This is a genomic window from Sulfurospirillum sp. UCH001 (genome assembly GCF_001548035.1).
Classification (GTDB): domain Bacteria; phylum Campylobacterota; class Campylobacteria; order Campylobacterales; family Sulfurospirillaceae; genus Sulfurospirillum.
Genome location: NZ_AP014723.1, coordinates 1,071,238 through 1,090,035 on the forward strand (window position 1 = coordinate 1,071,238; position 18,798 = coordinate 1,090,035).

Genomic DNA, 18,798 nt, shown 5'->3' on the forward strand with positions numbered 1-18,798 from the left:
ATGACAGATGACAAACACAAAAAAGGTTGCTAAATATGAAAAAAATTATGATTGATAGTATAGATTGGCACTATGAATTATCATTATCAGACGATTCCACCCAACTCTGTATTCAATTTTGCACTCCTGTTTTATTTCCTTGTCAAAAATCCACTGACCAACAAATTATCAATCGTTTTCACAAAAATGACACATTAAAGGATTGGGTAGAAAATAGGCTAAATGCTGCATTTCAATCAAAATACAATAGTAAAATAATGGATAGTTTTGAAACTGTTTGGAGAACGGCCGTATTTGGGTTGTTTAATCAAGATGAAGATCCTACACCAGAGTCATTAAGTAATATAGACTTGAACGGTGTTGATGATGAAGTTGCAAGATTATATGCTGGGAGGTATTTTCAGTATCATAATAGTTATGAGAAGAAGAGAAAAAATATTGATAACTGGCTCTATAGAAGAGCCGATGGGTCACAAGAGATTTTTAATTCCCTAAAGAAACAGTATAAAAATATTATGCTTGAAAGATTTAAATTGGTAGATTTTAAAAAGATGCTATTAACGCAAAAGTGCGCATATTGTGGCATTACACTTGAGCAGTTAAATAAACTCCGAGCTGATACCAAAATTTATTCAAAAAGTGGTAGAGGTTTTAGTTTAGAAATTGATAGAAAAAAACCAAATCAAGAATATACCGAAGAAAATTGTTGCATGATTTGTTACTGGTGCAATAATGCTAAAACAGATGAATTTTCCCCAAAAGAGTTCAAAGAAATCGCACGAGGTATCAATGCCACTTGGAAAGCAAGACTTAGCACTGTAAGCCATAACGAAAAAATTGATTTTGATGGAAATGCAAAAATTTGGGATGTTGACCACGACTCACAATTAGAAAAATAATATATTTTACACAATTTTTTGAAAACTCTCGAACAAAGGGTTATTAACCCTTTGCCTTTATAAATTGCTCTCAATGCAACGCTTCACAAAAATAGGATTATCAATCATCGTAAACTCAAATAAATTACCACCGCGACCGGTAATTTTGACTTTGCCATAACCAAAAATTCTGCCTAAAATTCCCTGCCTTATTTCAACGGTTTCTAGCGCTTTTAAGCTCATTTCTTCACTATTTCGGCTAATGATGCCTTTTTTGACAATAACTCGTTTATTTGTTAAACCAAATTCGGTTGTCTTTAACACAAAAATGTCGTAAATCCCAAAAGGTATCAAAATAATTGTGATCATTTTGATAGCGATAGGAACCCATATGAGCCAATGGTAAAAAAATAGAGCCTGAATCTCTTCATCTTTAGAAAGTGAATCAACAATATACGACATAGTGCCTCCTTAATTTGAATGACATTATAAAAGGAGAATTGGACATTAATTTGTCTAAATAAAAGTATTCTGGAATTCATAAAAAGAGACATATTACTGTCCAACTTTGCTGCTAATCTTTCACGGTAAGTTTATACAAGGAGTTTTCATGTCAACATCTATTTTATATAGCCAACTTATCAAAGAAGTTCCCGATAAAGCTTTTTTATTAAAACCAAAACAATCTAAAGAGTTAAAAAAGCTTATGCAACAATATGACTTGAGCTTGCATGAAGCGACTCTATTTACCTATATTCTGAAACTGTATGTTCAAAAAGGACGTAATGTCTCTTTAGATGAATTAGAAGATAATGAACTTGATATTACAGTTGGCAACGATAACTATTTGAAATTAGTAAAGATCGTTCATACTTTGATTAAAAAAGATCTTTTGATTGTTGAGAATAGAAGGAACAGAAGCAATCTTGTAAATCCTGATGTATGCGTTGATGAAACTATTTTTTCTAAAATCGTTTTGGGTATTGACATGCATAGTCAAATAGATTTTACAAATTTCTATTCTATTGCTCAAGCCGTCCAAGATCTTTTAGAAAAAAGAGACGAAAAAAAATTGAGTGAAGATCGATTTTTTAAAGAATTTGAAATGCTTATTAAAAAAATTGATTCATCTTTGAAGCTGGGAGATTTATTAAAACCATATACACCTATTGAACAAGTTATGTTTTTTGCAATATGTGTTAAAGCGATACAAGGTCATACATCGTTAGAATGTAATCGGTTTGCAACAGATATTTACGATGATCTTTCTAGTGTCGCTTGGTTTATGGAACATATTTTTCAAAACAAATTTCAGATTTTTAAAGATGATATTTTAGAATTAACGGATGAAGATAATTTTAGAATTGATCCTGATTTTAAATTGAGTGCTAAAGTACATCGTGCTATTTTTGGATCATCTCTAAAAAGCAAACAGTGTTTCGAAGCACATTTAACTAAGCATATTTCTTATAAAACATGTAAACAAACACTTTTCCTAGATGAGACTATTGCTAATATCACACATACACTTGCCACTGCTATCTCCAAGGAACACTATAAACGTATTGTAAAAGAACTAAAAGATGCTCAATTACCTAGTGGATTAGTGACGCTTCTGTATGGCTATCCTGGAACTGGAAAAACTGCTACTGTCTATGAAATTAGCAAGCTAACAAAACGAGATATTTTACAAGTTGATATTGCTTCGATTCGTGATAAATATGTTGGAGAGAGCGAAAAAAAACTCAAAGGTATTTTCAAAGAGTATGCAAGAGCTAAAGAAGAATTAAAACATGTTCCAATTTTATTGTTTAATGAGGCTGATGCGCTTTTTGGGCAGAGAATGGATACTAATGATAGTGTAGATGTTATGAACAATTCCATGCAAAATATTTTACTTGAAGAGCTTGAAAAGTTTGAAGGGATTTTTTTTGCTACAACTAATCTTATTAATAATATGGACAATGCATTTGATCGCCGTTTCCTCTACAAAGTAGAGTTTACAAAGCCATCACAACAAACCAGAGCAAAAATTTGGCAATCTAAACTACCTCAATTAGATGCTAAAACATCCCAAATCATTGCGGAATATGATTTGACTGGTGGACAAATTGAAAATGTAACACGTAAATATATGGTTGATAAGATTTTAAATCTCAAAGGTTTTAATCTTGAAGAATTAAAGCAATTATGTCGCAATGAACTTCATTTTAAACAAGAAAACAAACAACTAGTTGGGTTCCGATAACTCAGCATTAAAGAGAAGATGTGTTTCTAAGATAAAAAAACGCTTGTTGCTGTGTAAGCTCATAAATTGATTGATAATACTTTAATGGTGAGATAAAAATGTTGACACGTAGAGATTTTTTTAAGGTACTAACGGTTTGCTCATTACCTGATGAAAAGAGTACCGCCTCAAATAATATACTAGAATATGTTGATTGTGAAATATCATTTCCCTTTGCCAAAGAAGATGATATCTATTCACTTCAGATTTATCAGCATACTATGACCATGATTCAAAGCATGGTAGAGAACCCAAAAGAAACAGTACTGATACAGATGGGAACTCATGATAATACATTGTATGATCATCGAATTGATGAGTTATTGTGCCAATTAAACATATGCGGTATTTACGATTATCTTACTTATCCAAAAATTAAATTTTTTTATAAAGAACAAGAAATAAAAACGCCAAATATCTCTCTTGTATGTTCCTTTGAAAACCCTATTTTTTATTTTACTCGGAATCAACAATTATCTATCAAACCGAGTCTTGATAAACTCTTTACACATTATCTTAACAATCCATGTTATCCTTTAGATGAATTAATCATTCATATGACTGTGGATTTGCACTATTATGATATTGCAAGACCCAATAAAGTATTTGATATCAGATCTTTAGCACAATAAATAATAGACACAAAGTTGTCTTTTTTAGTAGTTAAAATAATATTTATTCATTAAAAAAAATGTGCTTAGTGAAATTTTAATGATGTAGTAAATATAATGATACAAAGGATAATACTATGCCTCAAGTACTTTTTACCATTGAAGAATATATTGTTAAACACCGTAAAAAAGATACCATTTGGATGGTGTTTAATACTCGTTATAATGAAATTCATGCACTTCATCAAATCATTGATGTAGAAGATGAATTTGGTTACTATGACAAACGATTTACAGATGAAAAAGCACGTGAGAATTTCTTAGAGTATATGAAAAATACTTTTCCAGAGACTCCTTTATTAGAAGTTTTTGATTTAGTAGGTCGTGGATGGTTACAATGGCCTTATCTTGGTAGTATTGCTATCGATACGGATATTGGCAGTGACGTTTATAAGGCATTGTGTGAAAAATATGGCGATGCCTATGAAGATCCAAAAGAGACTCATCAAGCATTGTGGGTTATGCGCTATGAAGATGCAAAAGTTTTTCATAATGAGCGTGAAAAGTATATTGATAGTTTTGATGATGAATTAGGAGACTAAAGCGTGCATTTATCCAAATCCCTCTACACCAGAGGACTTCAATGTGTTAAATCTTTATGGCTTAAAAAATATAAAAAAGAGCTTTTAACACCTCCTGATGCATCGGCTCAAGCTATCTTTGAAACAGGTAATAGCGTGGGCGATTATGCCTGTAAACTTTTTCCTAACGGCGTTAAGATTCCTTTTGAAGGCACAAGCTTTGAAGATAAAATCATCCTAACTCAAGATTTAATTAATCAAGGGCAGAGTGTTATCTACGAAGCGACTTTTCAATATGAAGGTATTTTAGTGATGGTGGATATCCTAACCATTCATGATGATGTAATGGCTATTTATGAAGTAAAAAGCTCCACCGAAGTCAAAGAGGTTTATCTCGATGACGCTTCTATCCAATACTATGTGCTTAATGGTCTTGGATATGATGTCAAAAAAGTCAATATCATTCACATCAATAACGCCTATGTAAGAGGTGATGAACTTGAAATTCATAAGCTCTTTAATATTGTGAATGTCACACAAGCTGTCTTAGAAAAACAATGTAATATCCCTTTTTATCTTAAAGAATTTGAGCGTTGTTTAGCCAATAAAGAACATGAACCAGATATTGACATTGGACTGCATTGTAGTAGCCCTTATGAGTGTGATGCATGGCAGTACTGTTGGTATGAACAAAGACAGATACCAGAGTATAGTATTTTTAATATATCTAGATTGAATGCTAAAAAAAAGTTTGAGTACTATCAAGAAGGTATTGTGCATTTTCATCAGTTAAGTGACATCTCTTCTTTCTCCTTATCTCAACAAATTCAAATCACCTCAGAGTTAGACCAAAAAGAAATTATTCATAAAGAAGCGATTCAAGCTTTCTTTCAAACATTAACATATCCCGTGTATCATCTAGACTTTGAGACATTTCAACAATCCATACCCCTATGGAAAGGAATAAATCCTTATTGTCAAATACCGTTTCAATACTCTATTCACATTGACTATGGCGATGGAAGATTGGAGCATAAAGAGTTTTTAGGTGATGAAAACAGCGACCCACGAGAAGCCTTAGCAAAACAGCTTATCAACGATATCCCTACTAATGTCACCGTACTTGCTTACAATATGGGATTTGAAAAAGGGGTGATTCGAAAACTGGCTCAAAGCTATCCTGATTTAGCTCCAATGCTTATGGGTATTCATGACAATATCAAAGACCTTATGACACCGTTTCAAAATAAAGACTATTACCATCCTAATATGAAAGGAAGTTACTCTATCAAGCGAGTCCTTCCTTCTTTGGTTCCTGAAATGGCAAAAGCCTATAAAGACTTAAACTTAGTCCATCATGGAGGTGAAGCCATGCAAACTTTTGCAAATTTGCCACACATGGATGATGAAACTAGACAAGCGTATCGAAATGCCTTGTTGGAGTATTGTAAATTGGATACTTTGGCGATGGTGAAAGTGTTGGAAATATTGAAAGGAACTGTACAATGAGTACAATGATCCCTAATCTAATTGAGTATATTGTAACCGAATTAAACAGATTAACCAATTCTGAACCATTGAATTATCTGTCTCTAAACAGAACAATATGGCTAAACGAGCGCGTAACAAAAGAATTGTTAGACATTATACAAGCTTTTGATTTATCAAATACCAATATATCCCCATTTGAAAAAGATGTGCTTTTGAAATTTGAACTTAATAACCAAATCAAAAACTTAAACGACACAACAAGGCGTCGACAATTAGATAAATGGATTGTATGTTCTTGGGGTGGAATTTCAACACATAGGGATTTTGAATCGATATATGATCTAAAAACCCAAAGATTATATGATCGAATCTCAAGTTGGTCTAAAATACTTTCGTTTGAAAACATCGAAACAGACATAATCTACGACTCCCGTGTAATTTATTCGCTTAATTGGCTGATTTATAAATATAATAAACTTCATGGCACTAATAAAAAATTTTTGTTTCAGCCAGATGGTAGAAATAAAAAACTCAATCTTTTACCGGTCGAGGCAATCATAAATTTTGAGTATTCATCACATTACGACTTGGATAAACGAGGGGATAAGGTATTTTGTGAGTATTTTTGTGATAAAAATGAATGTTATGAATATGCTAGGAAATTAATTTTTGAGATAAATCAAAAACTTTTTGAAAATGTAAAATCAACTCATATTGGAGATAGGGCTATTCTGCACAAAAATTTTCCATTTTTTAGTGAGATGATTTTGTTTGAAATTGCCAATAAAGAGATATTTGAAGATATTAGAAAATTGATTACCGTATCTATAAACGAGATTTAATTAAATACCTAAAATGGCAGTTGTAACGATTTTATCTTAAGCAAATACTTGACCCCATTTACTGAATACCAAGTTTGATGTAAAGATGGTGGAGCTTTTTTCATAGCGTTTGGAAATAATCTGAAAAAAGTGATTGGCTTCCTAGTTACTCATAATTAAAGTAGCCTATTTCATCAATAACCAGATATTTATTTTTTAATATCTAAAAATATCCATGAAATCGACTCTTTATTCAATAATTTTCAAGAAAAATATTGTAAACTAAAAAAAATCAAGAATTTGATATTGATATATTTATTCGAGAGCTAGTCTTGTAAGTTTGTGTTAGACGCAGTAGCAGAATAATCATCTTAATATTTTAAAAATATTCTTTGTTTAGGCTTTTTAATCAACTTAAACATGCTTAAAACTACACTTTGTCTGACATTGATTAGTTGTCACAAGTAGAAAGCGAGAAAAAAGTTATTAATTCTTATACTTCTTCATTTTATTATATATTTATTGTATGGTATATTATACCACTTTTTACAATAATGTATTATACAAGAATATGTGATGATGACTATTTTGACGATTACGATGGATATTTTTTATTTGTTTGTTCTATTCCTATATTTAATATTTTTGTCGCGTTTGTCATTCTTGTTAGGTTGTTTTTTTATTATATAAAAAAAGTTTTTTAATAAGAATTTATAACTTAATCCAAATCGCTCTATTACTGAAATAAGAATACCTCGTAGTTGTAAAAAAGACCAATGGTATCTGATTGGAATAGAATCACATTTTAGTACTCGAACAGGAAGAGTGAATCGATTTATCCTCTCAGATGATGCAATCTTGTTTCTGAGTAATCAACTCTATGCAATGCAGTTAGAACTTTAGTCTTATTTTCCAAGGAGGAGCGCCTCTACTTCTCCTCCAACATTCTGCCTAACTCCATCATCTTATCAAACATTCTAGCCTTAGCATAATTCTCCAACCAACTCCATGCCCAATAAGGAGCTGCTTGTGTAGATTCCCAAGCATTGACACTTTGGTAATTCATATTTAGCATAGTGGCAAACTCTTTTTTAGTAAGACCAGCTTGTTTAAATAAACGATTGAGTTTTTCTCTCTGATAGATCGTTTCCACTTGACTTTTTCCTTGTATTATGTATTTATATAAATATATTTAATTATATATAGATATGTTTTAAAATATTCTTTTGTATTGATTTTATTATGTGATTTTTCTATAATGCTTGTATTCAAAAATACAAAGGAGAACGATCATGCGACACAGAAACATTGAACAAAAACTCATCTATAGAGAACACTTTTTTGCCCTAACTCTTACAAGTCTAGAGCTTATGAATGTTGTTATGCATTGGAGCTAATAGTACAAGCTTCTTCTAAACATTTACATTATCAGATCCCCTAGATAACCATTTTTAGATTATGTGCCTCTTTTTTAAAAGAGGAAAAATAAGCCCTAGTAGAGCTATGCCTAAAAAAAGGAGTGTTATAGCCATGTCAGCCAATTACTTACTCTTAAAAGAAAACAAACAAGAGATGAATACCTCTATGAATCAAACTATTCTCAAAGAAGATGCCAATACCTCTTCTAATCGTTCTACGTTTGAAACCATGGAACTTAGTTTTAGTATCTTTATCATGCTAACCCTGATCTTTCTTAGTATCACTGTCTTTTTTAAACTTATTGGAAAGCTATTGGATTACCTTAGAAAGAAACTACATACCTATTGTTCTAAGACAAGCACTGCTTGTGATAAAGCTAAAGAGAATAACAGCTCTTCATCAAACAACATTCAAAGTGATCTTGAATCTTCAAAGGATTTCCAATGAGTAATAGTCATTATCCAACCCTGTTTATTGCACTTTTAATGATGGTCTTACTCTTTGCATTTCCTCTGATCTATCCAAAAAGAAGCTTTAGATTATCCATACTGTTTCAGGTCTTTACATTAGGTATGGCGCTTTTACTTCTTATCATTGAACTTTACCAAGCACTCATGGAATAGGAGAAGAAGATTATGAAATACGCTTATTCACTTTGTTTAGTATTAGGAGCCTATCTTCTCTATAACTCTGGTATGGATAGTAATGCTCTTAGGATGTTATACCTTTTTTTAATCTTTGCATCACTTAGTGTGCTCTTTGAATATGTAAGTGCGTATGCTTTTTTTAGAGCATGGCTGATCTGTCAACACTTTATGATACACAGAAATAAATATGTCTAGGCACTCATATCGTTTTGTAACAGTTTATTTTCAAAATCCACTGGTGACAAATAACCATTACTAGAGTGCAACCTCTGTCTATTATAAAACACTTCGATATATTCAAATATAGCTTGATTTGCTTGGCTCCTTGTTTCAAATTTCATATGGTGCGTAAGTTCTGTTTTTAAAGAATGAAAGAAACTCTCGGCAACAGCATTATCATAACAATTTCCCTTAGCACTCATACTTTGGACGATGCCATATTCTTTAAGCATGGCTTTATGGGCATCGGAAGCATATTGACTGCCACGATCGGTATGCCAGATGACACCCTGCGGAGGATTGCGTTTTTTAAGCGCCATAAAAAGCGCATCGTTGACAAGTGTTGCACTCATATGTGCATCCATAGACCAACCAATAACTCTTCTTGAATATAAATCAATGACGACAGCTAAATAGAGCCATCCTTCTTGTGTCGGGATATAGGTTATATCACCTACATACATTTGATTAGGAACTGAGGCATAAAAATCTTGTTGAATTCGATTAGGGGCAATAGCATAGGTATGATTGGAGTTGGTGGTAAGAACTCTAAAACGACGTTTATTGCGACAACTTAGCCCAAGTTTTTTCATAATCCTTGCAATACGTCTACGAGAGACGATCAATCCATAGAGTTGTTCAAGTCTCTTTTTCATTCGGCGTGTGCCGTACGTTTGATAAGTGCTAAGAAAAATATCTTGAATCATGGTGTTTAATACCATATCTTCTTGCCTCTCTATTCGAAGCCATCGATAATAACAGTTACGAGAAACCTCTAATAAATGGCACATGTGCGCAATATTGAATTCATTACGATGCTCTTTAATCCAGGCGTACTTCAATGAGCTTCTTTCGCGAAGAACGCCGCTGCCTTTTTTAAAATATCTCTCTCTATCTTCAACTTTGAGTTCTCTTTACGCAGTCGTCGATTCTCCTCTTCAAGACTTTCTTTGGGTGAACTATTGGTAGTTCGGTTCGGTAATTCAGAAATTAAGTGATGCTTTTTCCTATAGTCTCGTAGCCACGCATACAGTGTTTTATCACTCATCCCTAAATCTTGTGCTATTTGATAGGCTGATTTTTCACTATTGAGGGCTAATTGTATTGTTGAGTTTTTAAACTCTTGAGTATATTTCTGAGCTTTGTTGACCATATTATCAATCCTTCCTTATTATGTAGAAATCTTATCATTTCTGTGTCCTAATAAGTGTAGCCAGATCAGGCTTCATCGCTGGTTTTAGGAGAGAGTCATGATACATACCTATACCCTTAAAACACAAAGTCTACGTTCATCTTGGTATCGTATACATCTAAGAGAAGAGATGCGAGTAACACTCTTTAAAGCACTGCGTGCTTATGTACTTCAAAGGAGTCATCATGCCTAAAGAGATCATCACTGCTTCTTTGAATAAAAAGAAGAAACAAACTAAAAGGCAAAAGCTCTCATCAACCAAAGAGAAGAAGACTTCTGTTGATGTCATGGAGAGTATGGAGAAAACAATTACCGACAATGCTTCAAAAGGTAAACACAATACGTTGGATGAAAGTACTCTCAATCCAAAAGCTAAAGCACTCTTAGAAGAGCTAAGCAGTGAACTTGGTGTATCCAAAGAGGTGATAGCAGAACTGGCTATCACACTCTATAGATTTTACAAGGATAAAGTATGAAACACGATCAACAATTATGAATCAATTTCTTTTGAAAAAGATATTCTATCTTGGATTATAAAATGTCAACATGAAGTGCATAATATTACAAATCTTAATCAAGCCTTTGAAAACTACAAATGGATTGTACAAAAAATTACAAAGAAATACAGGAGTCATGTGATGTCTTTTGAAGAATTTTTAGAAAACAATAAGGGGCAAATTAATGAAGAAACCATTAAAAATGTTTTGAATGAAATTGATGCATTGCAAGAATATACTAATCAGAATTTTATTAATGAACTCGCTAAAATTTGTATACCAAAAGGTTTTCACAAAATTGAGTCTCAACCACATGCCATACAAAAAGACTATGATTATTTTTCTATAAAAGTATTGACCAATTTAGCTAAGAAGGAATGTTGTATTCAAATATTTTCTAAGAAAAAATTGGAAGAAACAGAAAAAAATAACTATTTAAAGAAAATTCAAGAAAAAATAAAAGATAGAATATTAAAGAACAATAATTCTGACTATCCTCGCGATTTATTATATGGTATTATACAGTTTGACTATAATAAAAAAATCAACTTTCAGAATAAAGACTTACTTCTGACATCTATTGAAAAAGATTTAGAAATACTTGAAGAAATTTTATAGGTATACCCTCTTTCAATTTTTAGTAAAATCAACCAATACAAGAGAGATATTTTATTCAGATATTTCTCTTTGCTACTCTCAGTTCCTGCACTTCTAAAACAAGATCATTAATCGAAACATTAGCAATTAAATAGGCTTTTACTTCTTCTTCAATCACGATCAATTGCTTCAAAACAGCTAACCCTTCTTTTTTTACATCTAATCGTTTTTCATAGGTCGAAAGATCAATCAAAATAGTCTCAATTGGATTATTTTTAAATTCCTGAAAGTTAATAACTGTTTTTTGCAATGTGCAGGAATTCTCTAGTATCAATCCACAAGAATAATGAGCTAGAAGAGCACCATAAAAGTTTTTATGATTAATATACTCATCCAGAGGTCCTTTTTGCATTACCTGAAATTCTAAATTATCATCTTCATCATCGTAACTTAGATATTGCAATTGAAATAAATAGGATTGAACTTTAGAATTAGCTCGTGTTAAATCTCTATTGAGCACGTCTCTCCATTTTTCTTCTGCTGAATTATACGACGTTGTTTGGACTAAAAATTCCTCTTCAAATGTTAATGTTAAATAATGCTCCAATACGACATGAAACTCACAATTCATAGCATGTAGAGCACGATAAAGATCATAATAAAGTATTTTGCGAATTGATAGTCTTGAATTTTTAATCTCATCAAACGTCATTTGGGTCAGCTTCAAAATATCATCAAATATACCTTGAGTCTTCATCTTGCATTCTCCTTATCTTCTTTTATTGAATTATATCAACAATTAATAGACAGTATCTTGTCCAAATTTTATTATAAACTTTATGATATTTAAAAATAAAGGAGTTAGTGTGAATCTCATTATTGATGATCAACATAAAGCAATGATGCAATTTTTATCAGTTAATCAAAATTTTCATGATACAAACTTTTATTTTTTTAGAGATTATCCATATCTCTCATCTTTTGAAGGGATGACCTTTAATGAGGCAGTATGTCATATCCTTGGTATTAGCCCAAAAAAGGGGAATAAGGCACTCAAAAAAGCTTTTTATACATCATTAAATACTCTTACACACTCTAATACTTCGTATTCTCCTTATGTTGATTTTTTATTAACTTCAATGTTTAGTGATCATAACTATCTTATACCTCTTATTAAATTACCATTTGAGCAAAAAAAGAGACTTATTGATCTTCCTTTGGCTTCAGAGGAACAGATAACCCAATTGTGGTTTTTTCTCAAAAATCGACTTTCAAAAAAAGCACTTTTTACTTTAATACTTGATTTTTATTCGCAAGAAAATATGCACGACATATACAAAAATATTGTATCACTTTATTGTCAATATCAACTTCTATTAGAGGAGAAATTCATTACATGTAAAGCTTCAATGAATGATCTTCTTAGAATATTTACGTTTCTTATTCAAAATCATTATGTTCAAAAAATAACATATTATTATCAAGCACATGCAGTGATGCAAGAGATGGTTGTTGGAGATTTAGAGTTTAGACTTCCTTGCAACTCGCATGAACTTTGTTTATGGGCACAAATACTTCAAAATTGCCTTCTTACGTATATGGAAAAAATTCCTCAGTACTCCATTGTATATGGTGTTTTTAAAAAGGGACATTTATTGTATGCCGTCGAAATCTATAAAAATAGAATGATACAAATGAGTGGGATTCAGAATATGGAAATTCCACCAATGGATGCTAAGTCAATTTATCAGTGGATTGACCAAGGTTATTCAAATAGCCTCTATTTGACATAAGAGGCTATTTGAAATAATAGTAACTTATTCTTCTAAATTCAAAAGAATTTCTTTGGTAATTTTTCCCTGCTTAACTAAATGTTGATAAAGCTCTGCAGCTCGATTATACCCCATGTGTAAATTTCTTTGTAAAAAGAAAACAAATAAATCTTGGTTATTGGATAACAAATCTAGCGCTTGTTTTTCCAATAGTATAGTGTCTTTTTGAACTATGAAATTTAAAATAACCTCTTGTCTGGAAATATCATCATGTGTATACATCCAAAATATATCGTTTGGACTATCACTAGTTTTTTTAGTATTAATATCAGGGATGTCATCGTATAAATATATGTCTTTGTGGTAACCTTCACGTTGTATCATTGTATCGATAAATAGGTATCGTTCGGATGTCTGTTTGTAATTATTTAGAGGACCTCTAATGATAATTGGAGGTTGAAAACGTCTCATGTACTTTTTTACACTATGAAAAACAAATTGCTTGAGGATTGCTCTCACTTTTTTGGATTTCACATATTTTTTAGTCGATAATCCATCGTATTCTTTGTGATTATGTATGTATTGATAGCGAAGCTCTTTTTTATTCCATTGTGATAACTCAATAGAGTAGCCGAAATTTATAATCGGCAAGTACAAATATTTGCTATATGCTTCTACACTAAAATGCGATTCTAAAATAATATTCAAATCTTGGTAGAGGAATGAATAACAGAATTTTCGCTCTAGTTCTAAATTACTATTGTATCTATCTTCTTCATAACATCGCACTAATTTTAGGCCATCTGCCAATTGAAACATTTTCCCTCCTTTTGATGAAAAAGAAAGTATAAAATTAAATATGGACATTAATATGTCCTCATTATAGTCTAAAGTTCTATCTAACAAACACAAAATAGAGAAATGGATGAAGCAAGAAGTATCTCTATTTTTGAATTAATTCTAATATTAAAATGAAGGAGTTTACATGCGAAGAAGAAGTTTCTTTAAAAATCTTGCAATTTTTCCACTTGCATGCCTAGGTGAAAACAAAAAAGACAACGAAAAAAATATTTTAGAAAATGCTACCATCCAAATCTTGCTACCTTTTTCATTAAACTCTTCCCAGAAAAACAAAATAGGTTTATTCGCTATAGATAAGCCAATGCGTGAACTTAGATCAAGATATTTAAACAGTATTTTAGAATCACTGAGACAATGGGAGAATCAAGGGATTATGCTTCATTTTCATGAAGATGAATCTACTATGTATAATGTTGCAGTAGATAAAATGCTTTGCAATGAAAAACTAGCCTCTCAGTTTTTATACTATCCTACTATAAAGTTATTTGATGATCAAGAAGAGTTGTTTTTGCCATCAATGAGTCTTTTTACCACAATGAAATACCCATCGTTTACTAGCACTGATTCAATGATTATAGTTAATGGTGATTTAGAATATTTAGATATGGATAAAATTGGAAAAATAGTGAATTTAAAAAAATATAAACAACCAAAAGAACCAAATTTTCCTTAAATAAGACAGGATGTTGTTGTTTTTTGATTTTATAATACTCTAATTTAAGAATTGAGGTATTACATGGAAATCTATACAGACACTATTATCGAACATACAATCTTCATTCCTTATGATGAGCAGTTAATTATCAGAGATTGCACTGTAAAAATTGAACGTAATGCACATATCATTTGTTTAGGGAAATTTGAAGCCTCAAATGTTAATTTTGAACCAATAGAAGATACTTTTGGTGCTATTGCAATTATGAGTTATAACAAAGAATCTAAAATTTCTCAATGCATTTTTAAAAAAGGCTCTGGTATCCCGCGAAAACATTTTCAAAAATTACCCATTTTTTGGGAAATATTCCCTTTGGAAGATTGGGAATATAATGATAATGAAGAAACTCGTCACACTATTCTTAAGACAAAAATAGCAGGAGCTCTTATCTGCATTGATACTAAAATAGATCACTGTACTTTTGAGGATTGTCACAGTGAGGATTGTGGTGGAAGTCTTTATGCTGTTCGATCCACAATTAAAAATTCAAATTTTATTAATTCACATTCTAAAGGTGATTGTGGAGCAATTTGCGGAAAGGAAAGCAATATTATAAGATGCTCTTTCATAGACTGTATAGCAGATGATTCAGGTGGTGCTCTGGGGCGCTATGATCTTAAAATAGATGATTGTTTCTTTATTCGGTGTCATGCAAAAGAGGATGGTGGCGCTATTTTTTGCTCAGAACAAGGATCAATTCACCATTCTAAATTTATTAATTGTACTGCACGAAGCGGTGGAGCTATTGCTGGTACAAGTCATGTGAGCCATTGTATTTTTAAAAATTGTAGTGTTAAGGATAGAGGTGGAGCAATAGAGTTGTATTCACGTGTTGCTTGTATTAGTGATTCAAAATTTATGAATTGTTATGTAATAAATAAAGATGCACCTTCAGATGTTATTTTTTGTTGTTGTGGTGTAACATTTATTATGGATTGTATGTTTAAAAATACTCAAGAGAGTTGCAAAGTATTTATTTATGGCTGCAGTTTTAAAGTTTTTTGGTCAAAATTTACTTCTAAATGCCAACTTCAAAAACCCATTGATGGCTGTTGTGAAATTAAAGTTATGGCATGTTCTTATAATAGTAAGAATGTAATTTGGAAAAATATTTAAAAGAATTTAGCAGCTTATCTTAGTGTACAGGAAAGTGTGGAAGCACTCTCCTGTATTGATAGAGTTGCAAAAGACGCATAGGTAGTCTTTTGTAATTTGAATTATAATTTTATTACTTCACTCAAGAATTGTCAAATGAATATAGCATTCGAGCACTTAGCGTTATTGCCTGAAATCTTAGAAAAATTAACATTGATTGAAAAAAATATGTCTAATTTTGAATCAAAGCGTTGGATGAATGTGAAAGAAGTTGGAAAATATTTAGGATACTCAACGGATCATATCTACAAACTACGTGACGAAGAATTCACTGAAGGGATTCATTTTCATAAAAAAGGCAAATTACTATTTGACCGTCTTGAAATAGATAGATGGGTAATAGGAGGTTCTAATAATTTACATCAAGCAACGAAAGATAGAGTAAATGAAATTATAGAATCAGTGCTTGAAAATCATAAAAAGCGATAATTCTCATAGATAGAATTTGTTACACTCTCTGGCTGTAACGACCAAGTATTTCGTTGAATATAATCTGCACTTTTATAGCATTGCATCTTGCTTGATAAGTTAGTTTCTTATCCCCTTTTTTAACGAAGGTTAGCGTTTTATATGCAGCTCGTGTGCATAAAAGAGTTGGCGTATGCTCTGCGCATTACAACCCATAGCTTAGTAGCTATATAACAAGAATCTCTAAATTAGAAGATAACGAAAGTATAGCACCAAAAAAAGATACTCTTGCCTTTTTACCCGTTTTGGTATGAAGAGAAAAGAGCAGTTTGTAGTGCCAAAAAATACCACTCTATCGAGCTTCTAAAAAACAGTGTCCGTTGAATTTCATTTTTTAATTCAATGGCTAAATTCAACACTTTTTTCAACGTTTTTTATTTCATTTCAAAACAAAAACGAATAGTAGTATCTCACATTAAAAAAGGATACCGCTATGAAACCAATTTCTTCTAAACAGTTGTTGCATCTGCTTGCCAGAATGCCAGAGCCTCTCCAGCAAGAAGTCATTGAAAAAACATTTGAACGTTTTTATACTTTGAAAAGTAGAAATACTGAAGGTCTTAATCGATCCATACTTTATCATCAAGCATTACTTTTCGTTCTTCAAAACTATCATGATACTTTGACAATGGGTTCAGCTAAAAAGCATTCTAAGGAACTTTATAGCCTGAATGAAAAAACCAAACTGCAACTTAAAATGTTCGATACATCCAAAAAAAGAATTCCCAAAAAACGCGCCAAACTACTTGATCAATATGCTCCACTGATTTATCAGCTAAAAGAGGAAAAGGGACAAAGCTATTCTCAGATCTGCACATATCTTGCAAAATTTAAGAAATTAAAAATTGATAAGACGTATATCTGCAAAATTTACCCAAAAATAAAACAAACGGTTGAAGATATTAAAGCCTTTTCTTCGAAAGAAAATAGCATTTTATGAAATTGGACCATTTCAAAACGAATAGTATATATAAAGCATTATGTTTTATACCAAATTTTATTTATCCAAAAAGGAGTGAAGTATGGATACCGTTATGATTCCTCTTATACACGAGTTATATCTGGAAGCAGAAAAAATTGAAATTCCAGAAAATAGAGTTGTTCCAATATCGATTAGTGATTCTGGGAAAATTCTAAAGGCTCAATTGCTTGTAAAATCTCGAGATCATTTTATTCTTGAGTCTATTTCTTGGGGGCAAACACGCCTTGTAACGGGAATTTTCATCCACCATTTTCATGAAATTATCATGGCATTTGTGCACAATCGTTTACGTAAAGAGCAAGAGCATTTCATTTTCAATAAAAAATATGGATATGGGGTCAATCTATTCTACGGTAAATCGAAAGAGCCTGATCTTCAAATGAAAGTGTATGATAGAAAAACAAATAGCTTTATCTTAGTGCAAAGCTTTTCTAAAATTGAATGTTGCCTCATTGTACGAGTTTTGAATAACTATCTGTATAAAGGTGAAATCAAAGAGGAGTATATGGAAGGTGATGTTAAATGCAACTATAGTGGTAAGAGCTTTACACCAAAGACATTATCATGAGAGGATCCATACATTATCAAACAGGAGAACTTGCGAAAGTTCTCTTTAAGTCTGGTATGTCAAAGTCTGAACAAAAAAGATCTGGCTTCATTGCCAATGCAAAAACACTTGAAACGTATCGTGAAGTTTGGAATGAACTGGGAATATATGTCAAAGAAAATTTTGCACTCAAAGATCTACAGGAATTGAACGAGAAGCATATTGTGCACTATATGTATTATAAAGTGTACCAACAGATTAGCGAACAGCGCTTAGAACTCATCTCAAGTGCTTTGCATAAGCTAGAAATTGCCTTGCGGAAGCTCAATGCAAAATACTCTCTTGAGAGTTCACGCTACAACTTAAACATAGATAGAGAATATGATTTTTCAGTTCGTCATGAAATCCTTAATGAAGCACGTAAAAATCTACTGGTAGCAGAAACCAGTGATGAGCCAACATTTCGTAGAGCCTATGATGATCCGAAGGCTCTAATAGATGCAATTACTGATCCTAGCTTCAAACTTGCTGCAAAAATTCAGTATGAAAGCGGTGCTAGACTCGAAGGAATTGAGCGTATTGATCATTACCTTAGTATCAAAACACAAAAGCTACACGATAATCGGCTGAGTGACAGTATTGACTACATAAGAATAGATGATATCAATAGCAAAGTAGAACAACTCCAAGGGATTGAATATGATAGCTTAGAAGCTATGCAAAAAGGTCGAATATTTGACATTGAAAAAGGTGGAAAGCCGGGAATCTTACTTGTTCATGTCGATACCTACAAACAGCTAAAAGCTCACTTATTAAAACATGATGTTTTTCATATTGATATTAACAAATACAGGACCGCTCTTAAAAAAGCTGCACAAATCACCAACCAGGAATATCAAGGCAGTCATGGCTTAAGATGGAATTTTGCAAGAGAACGTTTTTCAAAGATTCAAATAATTGGCGGGTTGACTTATGATCAAGCACTACAGCAAGTGAGTTGGGAGATGAAGCATGAGAGGGCGAGTATCACAGAGCATTACTTAAGGTAATGCTCTGTG

General features: G+C 31.9%; 23 protein-coding genes and 1 pseudogene. 18 read left to right on the forward strand and 6 right to left on the reverse strand.

Features of this window, described 5'->3' with window-relative positions:
- Positions 1-35 precede the first annotated feature (35 nt).
- The gene (locus UCH001_RS05350; RefSeq protein WP_067175257.1) at positions 36-899 is read left to right on the forward strand and encodes a hypothetical protein; all 864 of its coding nucleotides are present in this window, start codon (positions 36-38) and stop codon (positions 897-899) included.
- A 57-nt stretch (positions 900-956) separates the two neighbouring features.
- Here UCH001_RS05350 and UCH001_RS05355 read toward each other — a convergent pair whose 3' ends face one another.
- Positions 957-1,340 (reverse strand): PH domain-containing protein, encoded by a 384-nt coding sequence (locus UCH001_RS05355; protein WP_067175260.1) that lies wholly within the window; start codon positions 1,338-1,340, stop codon positions 957-959.
- Between the two features lie 148 nt (positions 1,341-1,488).
- On the opposite strand from UCH001_RS05355, the gene UCH001_RS05360 reads away from it, so the two are divergent.
- The 5 genes from UCH001_RS05360 (at position 1,489) to UCH001_RS05380 (ending at position 6,690) form a co-directional block, all read left to right on the forward strand.
- The gene (locus UCH001_RS05360) at positions 1,489-3,126 is read left to right on the forward strand and encodes an ATP-binding protein (RefSeq protein ID WP_067175262.1); all 1,638 of its coding nucleotides are present in this window, start codon (positions 1,489-1,491) and stop codon (positions 3,124-3,126) included.
- 98 nt (positions 3,127-3,224) lie between these two features.
- Entirely contained in the window at positions 3,225-3,797 is a 573-nt protein-coding gene (locus tag UCH001_RS05365) for a hypothetical protein (protein ID WP_067175265.1), read from the forward strand.
- Positions 3,798-3,913: 116 nt separating this feature from the next.
- A complete protein-coding gene (locus tag UCH001_RS05370; protein WP_067175267.1) occupies positions 3,914-4,378 on the forward strand; it encodes a hypothetical protein in 465 nt (154 codons plus the stop codon).
- A 3-nt stretch (positions 4,379-4,381) separates the two neighbouring features.
- Positions 4,382-5,866, forward strand: a complete 1,485-nt coding sequence (locus UCH001_RS05375; RefSeq protein WP_082705677.1) for a DUF2779 domain-containing protein — start codon at positions 4,382-4,384, stop codon at positions 5,864-5,866.
- The gene (locus tag UCH001_RS05380) at positions 5,863-6,690 is read left to right on the forward strand and encodes a hypothetical protein (RefSeq protein WP_067175269.1); all 828 of its coding nucleotides are present in this window, start codon (positions 5,863-5,865) and stop codon (positions 6,688-6,690) included. Before UCH001_RS05375 ends, UCH001_RS05380 begins: the two co-directional genes overlap by 4 nt.
- A gap of 39 nt (positions 6,691-6,729) precedes the next feature.
- On the opposite strand, the pseudogene UCH001_RS13555 reads toward UCH001_RS05380, so the two are convergent.
- Together UCH001_RS13555 and UCH001_RS05385 are read right to left on the reverse strand one after the other, a co-directional pair.
- Positions 6,730-6,874, reverse strand: a pseudogene (locus UCH001_RS13555) (ATP-binding protein); the annotation flags it as partial.
- Positions 6,875-7,597: 723 nt separating this feature from the next.
- The gene (locus tag UCH001_RS05385; protein ID WP_231963977.1) at positions 7,598-7,822 is read right to left on the reverse strand and encodes a helix-turn-helix transcriptional regulator; all 225 of its coding nucleotides are present in this window, start codon (positions 7,820-7,822) and stop codon (positions 7,598-7,600) included.
- A gap of 377 nt (positions 7,823-8,199) precedes the next feature.
- Between UCH001_RS05385 and UCH001_RS05390 the strand changes: the two genes are divergently transcribed.
- Together UCH001_RS05390 and UCH001_RS05395 are read left to right on the forward strand one after the other, a co-directional pair.
- Positions 8,200-8,535, forward strand: a complete 336-nt coding sequence (locus UCH001_RS05390; RefSeq protein WP_067175271.1) for a hypothetical protein — start codon at positions 8,200-8,202, stop codon at positions 8,533-8,535.
- Positions 8,532-8,711, forward strand: coding sequence for a hypothetical protein (locus tag UCH001_RS05395; RefSeq protein ID WP_067175274.1), 180 nt, complete (start codon positions 8,532-8,534; stop codon positions 8,709-8,711). The genes UCH001_RS05390 and UCH001_RS05395 overlap by 4 nt, the downstream gene beginning before the upstream one ends.
- Positions 8,712-8,926: 215 nt before the next feature.
- Here the strand turns inward: UCH001_RS05395 and UCH001_RS05405 are convergent.
- A protein-coding gene (locus tag UCH001_RS05405; RefSeq protein WP_145973094.1) for an IS3 family transposase occupies positions 8,927-10,107 on the reverse strand; the annotation gives its coding sequence in 2 pieces (ribosomal slippage) (positions 8,927-9,819 and positions 9,819-10,107; 1,182 coding nt in all).
- Positions 10,108-10,204: 97 nt separating this feature from the next.
- Here UCH001_RS05405 and UCH001_RS13450 point away from each other — a divergent pair.
- From UCH001_RS13450 to UCH001_RS05420, 3 genes are all read left to right on the forward strand, one after another.
- A complete protein-coding gene (locus UCH001_RS13450) occupies positions 10,205-10,339 on the forward strand; it encodes a hypothetical protein (protein ID WP_256363684.1) in 135 nt (44 codons plus the stop codon).
- Positions 10,332-10,622 (forward strand): hypothetical protein, encoded by a 291-nt coding sequence (locus tag UCH001_RS05415; RefSeq protein WP_067175286.1) that lies wholly within the window; start codon positions 10,332-10,334, stop codon positions 10,620-10,622. The genes UCH001_RS13450 and UCH001_RS05415 overlap by 8 nt, the downstream gene beginning before the upstream one ends.
- A 162-nt stretch (positions 10,623-10,784) precedes the next feature.
- Positions 10,785-11,261: a hypothetical protein gene (locus tag UCH001_RS05420; RefSeq protein WP_145973111.1), complete on the forward strand. Its 477-nt coding sequence runs from the start codon at positions 10,785-10,787 to the stop codon at positions 11,259-11,261.
- 55 nt (positions 11,262-11,316) lie between these two features.
- On the opposite strand, the gene UCH001_RS05425 is transcribed toward UCH001_RS05420, so the two are convergent.
- Positions 11,317-11,997 carry a hypothetical protein gene (locus UCH001_RS05425; RefSeq protein ID WP_067175290.1) on the reverse strand — a complete coding sequence of 227 codons (681 nt, stop codon included), beginning with the start codon at positions 11,995-11,997 and terminating at the stop codon, positions 11,317-11,319.
- A gap of 109 nt (positions 11,998-12,106) precedes the next feature.
- On the opposite strand from UCH001_RS05425, the gene UCH001_RS05430 reads away from it, so the two are divergent.
- Positions 12,107-13,033, forward strand: a complete 927-nt coding sequence (locus UCH001_RS05430; protein WP_067175292.1) for a hypothetical protein — start codon at positions 12,107-12,109, stop codon at positions 13,031-13,033.
- A gap of 24 nt (positions 13,034-13,057) precedes the next feature.
- Here the strand turns inward: UCH001_RS05430 and UCH001_RS05435 are convergent, their stop codons facing one another.
- Positions 13,058-13,831, reverse strand: a complete 774-nt coding sequence (locus UCH001_RS05435) for a hypothetical protein (protein WP_067175299.1) — start codon at positions 13,829-13,831, stop codon at positions 13,058-13,060.
- Between the two features lie 166 nt (positions 13,832-13,997).
- Here UCH001_RS05435 and UCH001_RS05440 point away from each other — a divergent pair, with 166 nt between their 5' ends.
- From UCH001_RS05440 to UCH001_RS05465, 6 genes are all read left to right on the forward strand, one after another.
- Complete coding sequence (locus UCH001_RS05440) at positions 13,998-14,546, forward strand: hypothetical protein (protein ID WP_067175302.1); 549 nt, start codon at positions 13,998-14,000, stop codon at positions 14,544-14,546.
- Between the two features lie 63 nt (positions 14,547-14,609).
- Entirely contained in the window at positions 14,610-15,704 is a 1,095-nt protein-coding gene (locus UCH001_RS05445) for a hypothetical protein (protein WP_067175307.1), read from the forward strand.
- A 135-nt stretch (positions 15,705-15,839) separates the two neighbouring features.
- A complete protein-coding gene (locus UCH001_RS05450) occupies positions 15,840-16,172 on the forward strand; it encodes an AlpA family transcriptional regulator (protein WP_067175310.1) in 333 nt (110 codons plus the stop codon).
- 472 nt (positions 16,173-16,644) lie between these two features.
- Positions 16,645-17,151 carry a hypothetical protein gene (locus tag UCH001_RS05455; RefSeq protein ID WP_067175313.1) on the forward strand — a complete coding sequence of 169 codons (507 nt, stop codon included), beginning with the start codon at positions 16,645-16,647 and terminating at the stop codon, positions 17,149-17,151.
- A gap of 82 nt (positions 17,152-17,233) precedes the next feature.
- Entirely contained in the window at positions 17,234-17,761 is a 528-nt protein-coding gene (locus UCH001_RS05460; protein WP_067175316.1) for a hypothetical protein, read from the forward strand.
- Positions 17,758-18,789, forward strand: coding sequence for a hypothetical protein (locus UCH001_RS05465; RefSeq protein ID WP_067175319.1), 1,032 nt, complete (start codon positions 17,758-17,760; stop codon positions 18,787-18,789). Before UCH001_RS05460 ends, UCH001_RS05465 begins: the two co-directional genes overlap by 4 nt.
- Positions 18,790-18,798: the final 9 nt, after the last annotated feature.

What these genes read in the sequence shown, in the direction of transcription:
- UCH001_RS05445 (WP_067175307.1), top strand. Translation starts at nt 14,610, where the DNA reads ATGGAAATCTATACAGACACTATTATCGAACATACAATCTTCATTCCT.
- UCH001_RS05355 (WP_067175260.1), bottom strand. Translation starts at nt 1,340, where the DNA reads ATGTCGTATATTGTTGATTCACTTTCTAAAGATGAAGAGATTCAGGCT.
- UCH001_RS05465 (WP_067175319.1), top strand. Translation starts at nt 17,758, where the DNA reads ATGAGAGGATCCATACATTATCAAACAGGAGAACTTGCGAAAGTTCTC.
- UCH001_RS05370 (WP_067175267.1), top strand. Translation starts at nt 3,914, where the DNA reads ATGCCTCAAGTACTTTTTACCATTGAAGAATATATTGTTAAACACCGT.
- UCH001_RS05450 (WP_067175310.1), top strand. Translation starts at nt 15,840, where the DNA reads ATGAATATAGCATTCGAGCACTTAGCGTTATTGCCTGAAATCTTAGAA.
- UCH001_RS05415 (WP_067175286.1), top strand. Translation starts at nt 10,332, where the DNA reads ATGCCTAAAGAGATCATCACTGCTTCTTTGAATAAAAAGAAGAAACAA.
- UCH001_RS05350 (WP_067175257.1), top strand. Translation starts at nt 36, where the DNA reads ATGAAAAAAATTATGATTGATAGTATAGATTGGCACTATGAATTATCA.
- UCH001_RS05365 (WP_067175265.1), top strand. Translation starts at nt 3,225, where the DNA reads ATGTTGACACGTAGAGATTTTTTTAAGGTACTAACGGTTTGCTCATTA.
- UCH001_RS05460 (WP_067175316.1), top strand. Translation starts at nt 17,234, where the DNA reads ATGGATACCGTTATGATTCCTCTTATACACGAGTTATATCTGGAAGCA.
- UCH001_RS13450 (WP_256363684.1), top strand. Translation starts at nt 10,205, where the DNA reads ATGATACATACCTATACCCTTAAAACACAAAGTCTACGTTCATCTTGG.
- UCH001_RS05455 (WP_067175313.1), top strand. Translation starts at nt 16,645, where the DNA reads ATGAAACCAATTTCTTCTAAACAGTTGTTGCATCTGCTTGCCAGAATG.
- UCH001_RS05420 (WP_145973111.1), top strand. Translation starts at nt 10,785, where the DNA reads ATGTCTTTTGAAGAATTTTTAGAAAACAATAAGGGGCAAATTAATGAA.
- UCH001_RS05360 (WP_067175262.1), top strand. Translation starts at nt 1,489, where the DNA reads ATGTCAACATCTATTTTATATAGCCAACTTATCAAAGAAGTTCCCGAT.
- UCH001_RS05425 (WP_067175290.1), bottom strand. Translation starts at nt 11,997, where the DNA reads ATGAAGACTCAAGGTATATTTGATGATATTTTGAAGCTGACCCAAATG.
- UCH001_RS05440 (WP_067175302.1), top strand. Translation starts at nt 13,998, where the DNA reads ATGCGAAGAAGAAGTTTCTTTAAAAATCTTGCAATTTTTCCACTTGCA.
- UCH001_RS05395 (WP_067175274.1), top strand. Translation starts at nt 8,532, where the DNA reads ATGAGTAATAGTCATTATCCAACCCTGTTTATTGCACTTTTAATGATG.
- UCH001_RS05435 (WP_067175299.1), bottom strand. Translation starts at nt 13,831, where the DNA reads ATGTTTCAATTGGCAGATGGCCTAAAATTAGTGCGATGTTATGAAGAA.
- UCH001_RS05390 (WP_067175271.1), top strand. Translation starts at nt 8,200, where the DNA reads ATGTCAGCCAATTACTTACTCTTAAAAGAAAACAAACAAGAGATGAAT.
- UCH001_RS05380 (WP_067175269.1), top strand. Translation starts at nt 5,863, where the DNA reads ATGAGTACAATGATCCCTAATCTAATTGAGTATATTGTAACCGAATTA.